The organism is Acinetobacter sp. YH12254, from assembly GCF_013417415.1.
Classification (GTDB): domain Bacteria; phylum Pseudomonadota; class Gammaproteobacteria; order Pseudomonadales; family Moraxellaceae; genus Acinetobacter; species Acinetobacter pseudolwoffii.
The window spans coordinates 33583-48803 of record NZ_VPEB01000014.1; the positions used below are offsets into that span (position 1 = coordinate 33583).

The window sequence follows — 15221 nt, forward strand, 5'->3', positions numbered from 1 at the left end:
CGATTTCGTACAATATGGCGTCAATTAGAGGATGAAATGATGAATTCTATCGCAATTTTTTGTGGTTCAGCGCTTGGCTCGGATCCTCTTTATACGCAGGTTGCCGAAAAAGTCGGTCAGACTCTGGCGGCACGACAGCAAACGCTGGTTTATGGAGGAGGTCGTTCTGGCTTAATGGGTATTGTGGCTGATAGTGCATTGGCGGCGGGCGGTAAGGTGATTGGCGTGATTCCAAGGCAGCTGGTCAATCGTGAGCTGGCACATCCACATATTACCGAGCTGTATGTGGTGGATAATATGCATGAGCGTAAAACCCGGATGTCGGAACTGGCTCAGGGATTTATTGCCATTCCCGGTGGTGCAGGAACACTGGAAGAGATTTCTGAACAATGGACTTGGGCACAATTGGGGATTCATCAGAAGCCTTGTGCTTTTCTCAATACCGATGGTTTTTATGATGACCTGATTAAATTCATCCGTATGACCACGGAGAAGGGTTTTACTAAATCACGTTTCACTGAGGCTTTGATTATCAGTGATGATCTGGACGATATTTTGCGCCAATTCGAAAGTTATCAGCCGCCTGAAGCCAAATGGGGTATGGTTGATCAGACCGACCTTGTAAAATAAGTTATCTAGAATACGCAATTGTAGAAAATAAATGAAAGTGATTACGGTGGCTGCAGCCATTATTTTAAATGAAGCGCAGCAACTGCTGGTGGTTCGCAAGCAAGGAACATCCTGCTTTATGCAGGTCGGTGGCAAGCTGGAGCCAAATGAAACCCCGGAAGCCACCATGTTGCGTGAAATTCAGGAAGAAATTGGCACACAAGCCCAGATTCAGCAATTCATTGGCCGTTTTGAAACCCAGACTGCCAATGAACCTGATCATCAACTGGTGAGTTATGTCTATTGGGTAAGGCTCGATCAAGCACCTAAAATTGAAGCAGAAATCGCTGAAATGAAATGGGTTGATCTGGATGAAAAAGAGGTCTTGCTGGCGCCCTTAACGACTGAAATTGTGATTCCGTGGGTGAAGTCACATTTGCTCGCCCAAGCTTAAATTTTAGATTTGCGCGCCTGCCAGACAGGCTGCATAAATTTTCTGACAGCCTAGCTCTTCAAGTTTTCGAGTGAGCGCTAGAATCGAACTGCCAGTCGTCACTACATCATCAATGATTAGCACGCGTCGGTAACGAATATTAGACGGTGTACTGATCTGAAATTGCGACTGGATATCTTCGATTCTTTCCAGACGGCTTAAGCCTTTTTGTGAATGCTGTTTCAGCCGGCTAATAGGTTGCCAGATGGGAACATTCAATTTTTTCGCCACATGCTTGGCCAGCACCAGAGATTGATTATAACCGCGTTCGGCCAGGCGTTCAGTCGAGATCGGCATCGGGACTATTGCACTGACTTTGGGTAGCTCTAAACTCAACAGCGTACCGGCCAGTAAATTTTGCAAATGCAGCTTCTGTTCATATTTAAACAGCTGAATCAACCGATCCATCGGGTAGGCATAATCGCAGGCAATCTGAAACTGCATTTCCTGACGCTGAATGGTTTGATGTATCCACGGCAACTGCTGCCAGCAATCCTGACAGACTGAATAAATGCTCTGATAATCAGTCTGACACAACTGGCAGGGCTGAAGCGTATTCAGCTTGGAGATTCCCTGTGCCAGTAATTTAAACATAGGCATAACGCGGTGCTTCCGGTAGCCAGCGTTGTAATAACGCCTCAGCCTGATCTGGATAATCTTTTAAAATTTGCTGCGCCACATAATGTGCCTGATTGAGCAGGTGATCATCGCGTTCAAGTTTGGCCACGCGGAAATTCATATCGCCGGTTTGTTTAGTCCCCAGTAATTCACCTGGCCCACGCAATTCCAGATCTTTCTCGGCAATCATAAAACCATCATTGGTTTCACGCATGATTCTTAAGCGTTCCTGACCGTTTTGCGACAGCGGATGCTTGTATAGCAGGGCGCAAAAACTGGCTTTGGCACCACGGCCGACCCGGCCACGTAGCTGATGTAGCTGTGACAGGCCTAAACGTTCGGCATTTTCAATCACCATAATGGAAGCGTTGGGTACATCGACCCCGACCTCAATTACGGTGGTGGCAATGAGTAGCTGTAATTCATTATTCTTAAATTGCTGCATCACCGCCTGTTTTTCATCGGCTTTCATTTTGCCATGTACCAGACCGATATTCAGCGCAGGAAAGCGTTCCCGAATTTCGGCAAAAGTGGCTTCCGCGGCCTGGGCATCTAAAGTTTCGGATTGCTCCACCAAGGTACAGACCCAATAGGCCTGTTTGCCTTCAGCGCAATTCGTCGCAATACGTTGCAGAACTTGTTCACGCCGATCCAGTGGAATGGTCACCGTTTGAATCGGGGTACGACCCGGTGGCAGCTCGTCAATCACCGAGGTATCCAGATCACCATAAGCCGACATGGCCAAGGTGCGGGGAATCGGGGTTGCGGTCATCACCAGCTGATGCGGGGACATGCCATCCAGACCTTTATTTCTGAGTGCAAGACGTTGATCGACTCCAAAGCGGTGTTGCTCATCAATAATCACCAGACCGAGTTTGGCAAACTCGACATTCTCCTGAAACAGGGCGTGGGTGCCAATCACCAGATGGGCGCTCCCGTCCCGAATCAGCTGTTCCGCTGCGGCGCGGGCTTTGCCTTTTTGCTTGCCGGACAGCCAAGCGATATTAAGACCTAGTGGCTCAAACCAGCGTTTAAAGTTGAGATAATGCTGCTCGGCCAGAATTTCGGTAGGGGCCATCAACGCCACTTGCCAGCTTTCTTCCAGGGCATGACAGGCTGCGACACCGGCCACCAATGTTTTGCCGGCACCGACATCGCCTTGTACCAGACGTAACATCGGTTTATTGGCTTTTAAATCTTGTGCGATTTCTTTGGATACACGTTTTTGCGCACCGGTCATTTCAAAAGCCAGACTGGTCAGAAGCTGTTTGGCATAGGTTTTACTCGGTGTAAATGAAGGGGCTTCAACCTGCTGAATAAAGGCACGCCGGGTCAATAAACTGATCTGATGCGCCACCAGTTCTTCAAAGATCAGGCGTTGCTGTGCGGGATGCGAACCTTGTGCCAGTTGCAACATATTGGCATTGACTGGCGGATGATGGATATATTCCAGTGCCTGTTTTAACGCATAACCATTGCTAAATTTTGCTGGCAGCAGTTCAGGCAGATGATCGCTATACTGAGCCAAAGCCTGCTGAATATAATCGCGTATTTTTGGCTGGGTCAGACCTTCAGTGGCCGGATAAATCGCGGTAAGTTGGGTTTGCGGTAGCGGGGTATCTTCAGTAATGACTTGCAGCTCGGGATGATACATTTCCAGACCGCGCGCACCGACCCGGACTTCACCAAAAATTCTTAAACGGTGACCGAGCTTGCAGCGATCGGTGATGCCTTTATAAATATGATAAAAACGCAAAGTGACTTTACCGCAGTCATCATCCAGTAATACAGCCATGGACTTGCGTTTACCCGGCGGGAAATCCACACCTTTGACGATACCTTCGAGCAAATAGCTACGCCCCACGCTCAATTGATTCATGGGAATGATCGTGCTACGGTCTTCATAGTCACGTGGTAGATGAAAAAGCAAATCATCAGTATTGAAGATATTTAATTTTTCGAGTAATGCAGCGGCGGCATTGCCAACGCCTTGTAACTGATGGACTGCAGCCATGTCCCCTCAACCAGATTTGTGATTCGGTGCTCAATGCATATTTTATTTATCGGTTATGGTAAAACATCCCGACGTGTTGCTAAACAACTATTTGAGCAAGGTCATCAAATTAGCACAATTAGCTCAAGTCCCAAAACAGATTCCTTTGCAACTCATCTGATTCAAGATGTGCATAAACTGAATTTAACGACAGTCACACCGATTGATTGGGTCTATGTATTGCTTAGTCCAAAACAAAGTGCTGTCGATGGTTATCAACAGACCTATCTGGATTCAGTTCAGCCGATTGTCACTGCCTTGAAACAGCATCCAGTGCAGCGGATTGTGGTGGTGTCATCGACACGGGTCTATGGGCAAAATGCTGGAGAAAATGTCAATGATGAAACGCTTCTACATCCCAACGATGTACAAGGAAAAATCCTGCATCGGATGGAGCAGATCTATTTAGCGGCTTATCCTGAGCAATGTACAATTATTCGCCCAAGTGGAATTTATGGAACATCGGTAGAGCGCTTACAAAAAATGGCAGTATCTACGACCAGCTATCCAAATCTGCACTGGTCAAACCGGATTCATATCGAAGATTTATCACGTTTCTTATCACAGATGATTCACGTGGAACATCCTGAGTCTTCTTATATTGTGAGCAATAACCAGCCACAGCTTTTACATGAAGTCTTGCAATGGTTTCAGCAGCAGATGGGGCTGCCTTTACTCGAAGTTGAGAACAAGCAGGTCACCGGTAAAAAGCTCTATGCCACTCGGATGCAAAAAACAGGATTTGAATTAAAGCATACAGATTTTTTTGAGGATTATTTGGAACTAATGAGGAAAAGTAATCCCTCCTAACCTCCCTTTAAAAAGGGAGGATTAAATTCCCGTTCCTTGTAGGAGAGAGCTGGGGAGAAGGGGAAGGATTTTAAATTCCCCCTCATCCCCTTATGAAGCATTGCTTCCCATCTCCTGAAAGGAGAGAGAATAAAAGCTTTACTTCTTTTTGCGCTTGGCACGTTTCTTGGCTTGTTCAGCCGCAACTGCATCAAGTGCTTCTTTGAGTTCTTCATCGGTAAAGGCGGTGATGTGATGCAACATCTGTAATTTCACTTCATCCAGTACCAGATCTGCATATTGCGCTACGTTGGTCAGCTGCTCATCAAAAACAATGGCATTGTCGTCATTGGTACACAGATAACCTTTTTGGGTTAAGACTTTAATAAAGCTCTGAAACAGGGCTTTGTCGAAGAATTCTGGCGAGTTGAATTCATATAGCACAGACAGGCGCTGACCGACCAGATAGCTCAATTCTTCAACCTGACGGGTCGAAATATTGCCTGAACCACGCTGGGTAATCAGTGCCAAAGTCATGTAATAACGTTCCAGACTTTGAGTCACTGGTGCAGCCAGAACTTCGAGCTGATGATGGACTTCAGTATTGGGTGCCGGAGCAAGCAGATTTTCACCATCTTGCGTGATCAGTTTGGCAGAAATCAAGTTATCAATATGCGCATTGACCTGATCCTGAATCTCATCTTCACGCCATTTTAAAAACAGCTCTGCTTTTAGGAATGGATACAGGGTGCTGCTGATGTTGACGACATCATCACGGCGAATCGTTCCATTGTGTTCAGCCAGTGCTGCAATCAATGACGGAAGCACAAAGGAATGCACGATATTGTTACGGAAATAAGTCAGCAAAACTGCCTGATTATCTTCAATGGCAATGATATCGCCCAGCACATGTTTTACCCGCTTGATCAGTTTCAGCTTCATTGCATAGGCAATAATTTCTTTGCCTGAAAGCGGGGTTACTTCCATCCGTTCATCATAAGGTAATGCCGCCAGCAGGGTACGATAAGTATCAAGCTGCTTGATACAGATTTCTTCATCCAGCGTATGTTTCGGTGTCGCCAACAGGATCAACGATAATAGCGATACCGGATTGATCACCACTGCACGGTTGATATTTTCCAGAATCGCTTGCGCAGAGCTGTTTACTGCATCAGAAACTGCTTGTGGAATTGGATCATCGTTCTTTTCAATTTTAATATTTTCTGCGCCATGCTGTTTCAGGATGTCATCCAGAAATACCGGCTCACCAAAATTCAGATGCACTTTACCGAAAATGCGTTCAATTTTGCGCAGGGTTTTGACAATACCAAAAATAGACTCAGCTTCTTTTGGCTTGCCACTCATTTCACCGACATAAGTGCCACCTTCCATCAGGCGTTCATAACCGATATAGGTCGGTACAAAGACAATTGGTTTGGCTTTGCCGCGTAAATGACCATGTACGGTCATCGCCAGCATCCCAGTTTTAGGTGGTAGCAAACGACCAGTACGTGAACGACCACCTTCGATAAAGTATTCCAGTGGGGTATTGCGTGACAGAACGCTATATAAATATTCTTTAAAGACTGTGGTATAGAGCGCATTGCCACGGAAAGTACGGCGGATAAAGAACGCACCGCCACCACGTAAAATCTGACCCACAAAAGGCATATTCAGGTTATCGCCCGCAGCGATATACGGCACCATCAAGCCACGACGATAGATCACATAAGACAATAATAAATAGTCGATGTGACTGCGGTGACATGGGGTATAGACAATCTCATAATCTTTGGCCAGTTCACGCACGGTACTGAAATTATGTACTTCTACGCCGTCATAGAGTTGCGTCCATAAGCGGGTCAGAGCTTTATCGGCAAAACGTACAGTCGAATGAGAATAATCGGAAACGATTTCGTTCAGATAACCAATGGCACGACGTTCAGATTCCAGCATCGAGATTTTACTGCGAATACTGTCATTGCGAATCGCAGCCTGTACATCTGGCGATTTGATGAGGCCGTGCATGACGTTACGGCGATCGGACAGATCCGGCCCGAGAATCACTTCGCGCTGACCATCCAGATAATCATTTAAAGTGCTAACAATATAAGTCGCTGGCGCTGAATTTGGATGCGTTTCTTTGGCATGCTCAATCATGGCACGTAAAGACTGGGGTTCGTGAAACTCTAAATAAGACTGACGGCCATGCAGACCGATATTGACCAGTTGCTTGACCCGGCTTGGCGTAGACCAGGTATCGGTAAATAGCAGTTTGAACCAGGAATCTTCTTTTTCAGGTTCACGTCCCCAAAGCACCGTGACTGGTACCAATTCCACATCTAGTCCAGGATGTTGTTCCAGGATTTCAATCAGGCGTAACAGGCGCGGCGGAAACGCATGCGGCGGTGAGCTGAGCAGGTTATTTTCATCATGATGCTGTAAAAACAGCAGCGAAGCTTTTTCCTTACTATTGCCCAGTTGCATTGGATCGAGCGCAGCTGGCAACTTTAAACGGCGGGTTTCTGCATCGACGACCAGCGCATTACTACGCGAATGGTTCTGTAAAACGTAGCAGACCAGCTTTCGCGATTCTGTTGCAGTCTGATCAGGTTCAGGTGCTGTCACTTCACTTGGTACTTCCCCAAGAACATGAGGGGTAACCACAAGATCAAGTAGCTTACTTGAAAGCTTGCGATACATTTGACCAAAGCCATTCTTGGACATAGCTGCTCCTAATTTTACTGACCAAAACCACAGGACTTCTGAGGGGGTTTATTTTTGCGGGTTTCCAAAGCGAAACCATATATCTTTTTTTAACAACTTCAACAGAAGTGCTCTAATTTTAGCGTGAAAGCAGATGCTTTTCCTAGTCACTTATGACATCAGTATGACAGAACAGTCATGCAATCTTTAGAGTTTCGGTCTGATTTTGTGGCAGAATATTCCAGATTAATTATTTAGATCTGTTTTTCCATTTTTGGGATATCTCCAATATTACGTAGGTTGCTTATGAATGCCTTAACACAGGAACTGGTCGAGCTGCTCAGCTTGGAAAAGTTAGAAGAAAACATTTTTCGGGGAATCAGCCGTAATCTGGTGGGCAAGCGCGTGTTTGGTGGGCAGGTTTTAGGGCAGGCACTCCGCGCTGCGTCTTATACCACAGACCGTCCGGCACACTCGTTACATGCCTATTTTCTGTTTGGTGGAGATGTCAATGCACCGATTATTTATGAAGTGGATCGTATCCGTGACGGCAAGAGCTTTGTCAGCCGTCAAGTACGTGCGATTCAGCATGGTCGCACTATTTTTATGTGTATGGTGTCTTTTGCGCATCAGGAAGAAGGTCTCAATTACCAGATTTCAGAGCCGGAATATCCGCCAGCAGAAAGCCTGAAAAATGAAGCAGAACTGATCAAACAAATGATTGAGTTTATTCCGGAAAATGTCCGTGCGTCTTTCACCCGTGATCGTCATGTCGAGATTCGCCCGATCAATCCGCAAAATCCGTTTCAGCCGCAACCGGAAGCGCCGTCTTATGCGCACTATATCCGCACGCATGACCGAATTGCTGCAGAAGTGGATCAGATTTCTTTGCATCAGGCCATTGCCGCTTTCTATTCAGACTTTACCTTGATGACCACGGCACTGCGTCCACATGGTCTGAGCTATATTTCGCCAAGCCTGCAATGTGCCAGTATTGACCATGCCATGTACTTCCATAAGCCATTTCGTGCCGATGAATGGATGCTATATGACATGGATGCCACCCAGAGTGCCAGTTCGCGTGGTCTGAATTTTGGACGGATGTGGCAGAATGGCGAACTGGTCTGTAGTACCACGCAGGAAGGGCTGATCCGCTTACGTGAAATCGAAACCCAATAATTTTTATATTTTTGCTCAAAAAGCCGAATCCCAGATTCGGTTTTTTTGTTTTTAATCCGCAGAACAATCATTATTTGAGATCTTGTTCTAGGCACGCGTTTATAAAATATTACTCGATTCTGTAGAATCGGCATGGCATAGTGCCGCTTAAGATCTATATTAAAATGCATGAAAAGATGAGCTTAAATACGCAAATTTTAATTGCCGCCGTATTGGGGGTGCTGTTTGGATTTTTACTCACAATATTTCCGCAGACCTCATTTTTTGATGTCAGTTTATACGGCATCGGCATCGTCAGCAGTGTTTTTATCGGCTTATTAAAAATGCTGTTGGTTCCGCTAATTTTTACGTCGATTGTGGTCGGGGTATCTAATCTACAGGCAGGCGGACAACTGAATCGCACCTGGAAAATCACCCTGATGTGCTGTGTGACCACAACGACTTTGGCACTCATTTTAGGTCTGGCCTGTGCACATCTGTTTGATGTCGGCAAGGGTGTCGATGTACTGATGTTCCAGGATGCCATGGCGCAGCATCAGACTCCGGACACCTTAACGCCATCTTCTTTCTTTACCAATTTTATCCAAAATACTCTGATCAATCCGTTTAAGGCATTTTCAGATGGCAATGTCCTGGCAGTGGTGGTCTTTGCCTTGTTTGTCGGTGTGGCACTGGTCGCAGGCGGAGATAAATTCCGTACCGTGCGCAAGTTGAGTCACCAGTTTTTTGAAATCATGATGTTGATGATTGGCTGGGTGATGAAACTGGCACCTTTCGGTATTTTTGCTTTATTGGCCAAGCTGATCGCGACTGAGGATATTTCGGTACTCAGTCGTCTGGCTGAATTTGCGGCCGTGGTCACCGGAACCACCATTTTCCATGGCATCGTGGTATTGCCTTTATTGCTGTGGATTTTTGGCAAGATGGATCCGATCACGTTCTTTAAAGGCACACGCGCTGCTTTAATTACCGCATTTGCCACCAGTTCCAGTTCGGCCACCATGCCACTGTCAATGAAATGTGCGCAGGAAAATCTGGGCGTACGTCCGCATACGGCAGGTTTTGTGATTCCACTGGGAACACAGCTGAATATGGATGGCACAGCACTCTATGAAGCAGCCGCCGCCTTGTTTATTGCCAATTTAATGGGGCTGGATCTGAGTCTGGGGCAACAGCTGGTGGTCTGTGCCACGGCAATGATTGCATCCTTAGGCGCACCTGGGATTCCAAGCGCTGGCATGGTCACCATGATTATGGTGTTGCAATCTGTGGGATTGCCTGCCGAGGCGATTGCGATTTTATTGCCGATCGACCGTTTACTGGATACGGTACGTACCGTGGTGAATGTGCAGGGCGATATGATGATCAGTGTGGTGGTAGACCGGCATACCCGTGAACCTGAAGCGCCGGTTTAATCTTTATCTAAGTCCGGATTCCAGACAATTTCCCAGAGATGACCATTGGGATCCTGAAAATAACCAGCATATCCGCCATAAAAGGTGGTGTGTGCAGCTTTGATAATTTTAGCGCCCGCACGTTCAGCCAGTACCATGATCTGGTCAACCTCTAATGGACTATAGACATTATGTCCCAGCGCCATTTGGGTTGGGCAGATCGGGCTCAATTCAAGACCGGTATCTTGCTGAAGGCTGCGCTGCGGCCATAAGGCAAGCTTAAGACCGGATTGCAGTTGAATAAACGCCACCGCACCATATTCAAATTCCTGCCCCATAATTCCGTCACTTTTAAAGCCTAAACCCTCACAATAAAATTGCAATGGCTGTTCTATGTCCTGAACAGCCAGCGTAATCACAGAGATAGATGGTTTCATAATGGGTTCCTGATCTAAGGCTGATCAAGATTTATTCTAATATGAATCAGGATTTAATCACTAAGTAAACAATGCAGTCTTCATGTAAAAACAGGTAAATCTGATCAATCCGGCGCTGCTATCACTTGACCAGCTTGATATGGTGAAAATCACCTTAGAAAAAAACCTCCGTTATGCGGCATAACGGAGGTTTTTAATTTAAATTAATCAATCAAATATTTTGTCATTTGATTATTCAGCTGAGCGTTTATTCTGGTTTAGCTCATCTGCTGCTTTAAGTTCTGACTGATCCTGCTCAAGTAATTCAAGCGGTTCTTCAGCTTCATTTAAGTCATGCGGTGAAACCTCACCAATAGCAGTTGCATCAGACCCAGAGTCGAGTTCAACTGGTTCATCGAATTGATTTAGATCATGAGCCGATACTTCCGGAATACTGTCCAAATCAAATTGAGTTGATTGATCTAAAGTGAAATTCAGACGGCCGCCCATGACGCTGGCCAGTTCTTCAAGTCCCTCTTTGTTCATAGAGGAGAACAATTGAATCGAGAAGTCCAGTTTCATTTTTTTTAATGCGGCTTTGACTTCCTGAAGCGCTTTAGAGGCAGGGCCACGATTCAGCTTATCTGATTTGGTTAAAAGAACATGCACAAACAAATGACGTGAATAAGCCCATTCCAGCATCATCACATCAAAGTGTTGTAGCGGATGACGAATATCCATCAACAGCACCAAGCCCTGTAAGCTTTTGCGATGAATCAGATAATTTTCCAGTTCTTTTTGCCAAACAATTTTCATCGCCTCTGGTACGGCAGCATAGCCATAGCCTGGTAAATCGACCAGACGCTGATCTGGATTACCCAAGCTAAAAAAGTTAATCATCTGGGTGCGGCCGGGTCTTTTTGATGCACGTGCCAACTGTTTCTGGTTGGTCAGGGCATTAATCGCACTGGATTTACCGGCATTGGAGCGACCGGCAAAAGCAATTTCATAGCCTGTATCTTCTACACAAAGACTGAGTTTTGGTGCACTCATTAAAAATTCGGCTTTGCGTAGCCAGTTGAGTGAGCGCACAGAATATTCAGTAATAGCAGAATCAACTTTTTTCTCGTAGCTGATCTTTTGCTTGGGTGCATGGGCTGTCTTACTGTTTTTGGATTTTCCTCTGCTGTGGTGCATAACTCAACTTCAATAAATGATCTACAAAGAAACATTATAAAGGAAGTCGCACAGGCAAGCGAACTTTGCTTTGCAATGCTATTGCAACTTAATCCATCAGGTTAATTAAACCGATTGGAGAAACAGTACTAAAATGAGATTGGTTAGATGGGGTGAGCACATCGGCCAGGGTATATTGGTTCAGGCTTTGGTAAAACTGTTCCAGCGCATGGTCGAGAATACCTTTTAAACCACAATTGCTACGCAGTACGCAGGGTGGGGTATTACATTCGACAATCACATGATTTTCACCCTGCAAGCTACGCACGATCTCACCGAGTTTTAGATTTAGTGTAGTAGGATTTAAGCGGATGCCGCCGCCTTTACCGCGTGTGGCAATAATCCAGTCTTGTTTCGACATGAAATGCACAATCTTCATTAAATGATTTTGTGACACATACAAATCTCGCGCAATTTCCGCAATCGTATACAGCGTATCTCGCGGCTGGGAGATGTACATTAAAATACGCAAAGCATAGTCGGTAAATTTGTTTAATTGCATGATCGCACTAATATCTTTAAGAATTAAATAGATAAGGGCTAGTCTAGCATAACCAGACTAGCCCCACCTATTCAGCTTGAAGCGAGGGCTTAGTGGTGAACCCCACCTGTACCAAATGCTTCACTATGAATATTTTCAGCAGGAATACCGCGGGCAACGAGTGCTTTTTGCTGTTCTGCCATAAATGGCATTGGGCCGCAAAGGTAGTAATCGGCATTGACTGGTAACAGCGCTGCATCAACTGTACTCAGATCCAGACGACCTGCTACATCATAATCCTCACCCAGTTTGTCAGCTTGATGTGGAAATTCATAAGCAGTAAGGGTGCTTAAGCGCGGATATTTTGCTTTCAGGTCATGAATATGCTGGTGCATCGCATGAACCTGTTTGCTACGGCAAGCATGGATAAAGGTCACAGGTTGTGGCATATCCAGAGTCACCAGCTGGTTCAGCATCGCGATCATTGGCGTCAGGCCAACACCACCACTGATAAACACATTACGTTTAGCTGGATCGATCAGGTAGAAGTTACCTGTTGGTGCAGATACTTCAATTTCTGAACCTTCCGGCAAACCATGTAGAGTGTTAGACACCCAACCTGCAACTTGATCTGCGCCATTGCCCGGTTCACGTTTAACTGAAATACGCAAATAGTCTGCTTGAGGGCTGGTTGAAAGCGTATATTGACGCGGCTGTTTTAAGCCGAGTTCTTCTACGAATACACGAACTGAAATATATTGACCCGCTTCATATTTCGGTAAATCGCCACCATCTACCGGTTGTAGATAGATTGAAGTAATCTCGTCACTTTCTACTACTTTTCGGGCAATTTTGAAATTGCGCCAGCCTAACCAGCTACCTTTGGTTTGCTGATGCTGCTCATAGATCGTTTTTTCAGTGCTGATGAACAAGTCAGCCAATTGACCATAAGCTGTAGCCCAAGCATCAATTAATGGATCTTCCATCGGGATGCTTAATACTTCACTAATAGAATGCAGCAGGTTTTCACCCACAATATTATAGTCTGGCGCTTGAATGTTTAAGCTCACGTGTTTATGCGCGATCAGCTCAACCACAGGTAAAAGTACAGATGGGTCTTCAATATTTTCGGCATAGGCCAATACAGCGCCGGCAAGAGCTTGCGCCTGTGCACCACTGCGTTGGTGACCCATATTAAACGTTTCTTTAAGGGCAGGGTTGTTGCCTAACATGCGGTTATAAAAATAGCCCGTGAGTGCCACACCATTTTCGCGGAGTACAGGCACTGTTGCTTTTACAAGGTCAATTTGCTGCGGAGTCATGTTTGATCTCTCATGGCTGTTTATTTATAAGATGTATTTAAAATACATCTTAAAGCATGCCTTGTAAATACATCTTTTAATAAAACCATAAAAAAATTATGGGATATCTGAATATCCCATAATTTTAAAAATCTTGATAGGAATAAATCGTGCTATTTTCACTGAAAAAGCAGTCATGAAACTCGCGGACAATTCTCCCCGGTATCATCTCCGAGCCTGCGTGCGCAGTTTGATAAATCGATCAGTATCTTTTATGAACTTTTTAGGTTGCCTAAGTCGCGTGTTCTAATTCCTTTTGTTGCTCACCGGTTAGAGGTCACTGTTCCTTGGCTTGCTGTTTTGCAAATTCTGCTTGTTTGGCATTTTTTTGAGGTTCGGCCACTTGGGTTTTGCAGCATTTCAAAAGCACTATTCCGATCGACACTCTGTTCATAAATAAGAGTGACTGTTTTTTTAGTTTCAGTTAAACCGACAAGCAGACCATGCCGACTGGTAAGCTGTGAGCATAAGACAATGTCTTGCATGGTATTTGTGGTTTTTTAGCAATACCAAGGGGTGCTCACATAACTTTTCCTATTGTTTATTATTCATTTTTAGGCTTTTTCATGTGTTCTAGGGCGTACTGGATATCTTGAATCAAATCTTGCGGATGTTCCAGTCCGATACAAAAACGAACCAAAAAGCCATCTTTTAAATGTGAATGTTTCAGTACACGCATGTCTTTTAAGTTATAGAGCATGACCAGGCTAACAGGACCACCCCAGCTAAAGCCGAGCTTAAACAGGTTTAAGCTGTCACAGAAATTGCGAATATCTTGCAGCTTATAAGAATGATCAAAAATCACGCTAACCAGGCCGGCACTTTGACCTGTCTTACAAATATCTTTCCAGTATTGATGTCCAGCGCAATCTGGATCGGCTGGATGTAAAACTTGAACAAGCTCAGTTTGCTGTTTGAGCCACTTCATTAAAGTCAGTGCGCTTTCGGACTGATGCTGATAACGCAGTTGCATCGAAGCCAGACTGCGTTGTACCTGCGCCACATCATCACCAGAAACACTAATGCCCTGAATGGCATGGGTACGGAACAGTTTGTGATGCAGGGTTTTATCTCGTGTAACAACTGAGCCCATCAAGATGTCGCCACCACCGCTTGGATATTTGGTCAGGGCATGAACCGTGATATCGACACTTAAATGCTCTTCGCCAAAATCAAAAGCATTAAAAGCCAGACCTGCGCCCCAGGTATTATCCAGCGCCGTCAAAATATGATGTGCCTGGGCTTTTTTGATTAAACCGACCAGATCTGGAAACTCCAGTGTGACTGAACCGGCCGCTTCCAGCCAAAGCAGTTTTGCTTTTTCACTTGGTGTAAAGGTTTCGACCTCAAGCGGGTTATACACTTTGACCGCAATGCCATAACGCGTTTCCAGATTGCGCAGATGTTCCATGTTTGGGCCATAGATGTTATCGGCAACCCAGACTTCATCACCTTGGCTCAAGAAACAAGAATTCACCAGGTTAATGGCGGATAAACCGCTCGGCGCAAGTAGGCAGTATTCACCCCCTTCAATTTGCGCGATGTTATCGCCTAAGGTGAATGTCGTGGGTGTGCCGTGGGTGCCGTAGCTATAGTCATAAGCATCGGTCCAGTGGCGATTAAATAGCGCATCAGTATTCTCAAAAATAATGGTCGATGCACGAAACAGGGGAGGTTGAACCGTAGAAATGGATTGAGGGGCTTTTCGTGGTGCATGAATCAGGGTGGTTTGAGCGTTTTTTTTCACGTGAATGCCCTTAAATGTAATCAAATATTACCTTAGCTTAAGAGAATCTGTGACTCACTGCCAGTTCGGTTGTGAATTGTTAAAAAAATTGGTCCTTGAAAAAAGTTGGCTTCATTTTTGCAAAACCTAAAACTATCTA

13 protein-coding genes and 1 pseudogene are annotated in these 15221 nt (G+C 45.3%); 5 read left to right on the forward strand and 9 right to left on the reverse strand.

From position 1 onward, the window contains the following. Positions 1-39: 39 nt before the first annotated feature. Together FTV29_RS11105 and FTV29_RS11110 are read left to right on the forward strand one after the other, a co-directional pair. Complete coding sequence (locus FTV29_RS11105; protein WP_005094184.1) at positions 40-630, forward strand: TIGR00730 family Rossman fold protein; 591 nt, start codon at positions 40-42, stop codon at positions 628-630. A gap of 31 nt (positions 631-661) precedes the next feature. Then, positions 662-1063, forward strand: coding sequence for an NUDIX domain-containing protein (locus FTV29_RS11110; RefSeq protein ID WP_005094183.1), 402 nt, complete (start codon positions 662-664; stop codon positions 1061-1063). A gap of 3 nt (positions 1064-1066) precedes the next feature. Here the strand turns inward: FTV29_RS11110 and FTV29_RS11115 are convergent, their stop codons facing one another. Together FTV29_RS11115 and recG are read right to left on the reverse strand one after the other, a co-directional pair. Beyond that, positions 1067-1702, reverse strand: coding sequence for a ComF family protein (locus tag FTV29_RS11115; protein WP_100329359.1), 636 nt, complete (start codon positions 1700-1702; stop codon positions 1067-1069). Beyond that, positions 1689-3734: an ATP-dependent DNA helicase RecG gene (gene recG, locus FTV29_RS11120; RefSeq protein WP_159138635.1), complete on the reverse strand. Its 2046-nt coding sequence runs from the start codon at positions 3732-3734 to the stop codon at positions 1689-1691. The genes FTV29_RS11115 and recG overlap by 14 nt, the downstream gene beginning before the upstream one ends. A gap of 33 nt (positions 3735-3767) precedes the next feature. On the opposite strand from recG, the gene FTV29_RS11125 reads away from it, so the two are divergent. After that, complete coding sequence (locus tag FTV29_RS11125) at positions 3768-4583, forward strand: NAD(P)H-binding protein (protein ID WP_159138634.1); 816 nt, start codon at positions 3768-3770, stop codon at positions 4581-4583. Positions 4584-4721: 138 nt separating this feature from the next. Here the strand turns inward: FTV29_RS11125 and plsB are convergent, their stop codons facing one another. Continuing rightward, positions 4722-7289 (reverse strand): glycerol-3-phosphate 1-O-acyltransferase PlsB, encoded by a 2568-nt coding sequence (gene plsB, locus FTV29_RS11130; protein WP_159138633.1) that lies wholly within the window; start codon positions 7287-7289, stop codon positions 4722-4724. A gap of 285 nt (positions 7290-7574) precedes the next feature. On the opposite strand from plsB, the gene FTV29_RS11135 reads away from it, so the two are divergent. Continuing rightward, positions 7575-8447: an acyl-CoA thioesterase II gene (locus FTV29_RS11135; RefSeq protein WP_005094170.1), complete on the forward strand. Its 873-nt coding sequence runs from the start codon at positions 7575-7577 to the stop codon at positions 8445-8447. Positions 8448-8623: 176 nt separating this feature from the next. Beyond that, the gene (locus FTV29_RS11140; protein WP_034608350.1) at positions 8624-9862 is read left to right on the forward strand and encodes a dicarboxylate/amino acid:cation symporter; all 1239 of its coding nucleotides are present in this window, start codon (positions 8624-8626) and stop codon (positions 9860-9862) included. Here the strand turns inward: FTV29_RS11140 and FTV29_RS11145 are convergent. The 6 genes and pseudogenes from FTV29_RS11145 to FTV29_RS11165 form a co-directional block, all read right to left on the reverse strand. Further along, on the reverse strand, positions 9859-10278 hold the full coding sequence (locus tag FTV29_RS11145) for a VOC family protein (protein ID WP_180050822.1): 420 nt from the start codon (positions 10276-10278) through the stop codon (positions 9859-9861). The two genes, FTV29_RS11140 and FTV29_RS11145, sit on opposite strands and share 4 nt — an antisense overlap. A 231-nt stretch (positions 10279-10509) precedes the next feature. Continuing rightward, positions 10510-11454: a ribosome biogenesis GTP-binding protein YihA/YsxC gene (yihA, locus tag FTV29_RS11150; RefSeq protein ID WP_005168732.1), complete on the reverse strand. Its 945-nt coding sequence runs from the start codon at positions 11452-11454 to the stop codon at positions 10510-10512. An 88-nt stretch (positions 11455-11542) separates the two neighbouring features. Beyond that, positions 11543-11995 carry an Rrf2 family transcriptional regulator gene (locus tag FTV29_RS11155; protein ID WP_100357821.1) on the reverse strand — a complete coding sequence of 151 codons (453 nt, stop codon included), beginning with the start codon at positions 11993-11995 and terminating at the stop codon, positions 11543-11545. Between the two features lie 89 nt (positions 11996-12084). Beyond that, positions 12085-13296, reverse strand: a complete 1212-nt coding sequence (hmpA, locus tag FTV29_RS11160; protein ID WP_005094157.1) for an NO-inducible flavohemoprotein — start codon at positions 13294-13296, stop codon at positions 12085-12087. Positions 13297-13732: 436 nt separating this feature from the next. Further along, a pseudogene (locus tag FTV29_RS15310) lies at positions 13733-13820 on the reverse strand (hypothetical protein); the annotation flags it as partial. Between the two features lie 59 nt (positions 13821-13879). Beyond that, positions 13880-15082, reverse strand: coding sequence for a PLP-dependent transferase (locus tag FTV29_RS11165; RefSeq protein WP_159138630.1), 1203 nt, complete (start codon positions 15080-15082; stop codon positions 13880-13882). Between the last annotated feature and the right edge of the window lie 139 nt (positions 15083-15221).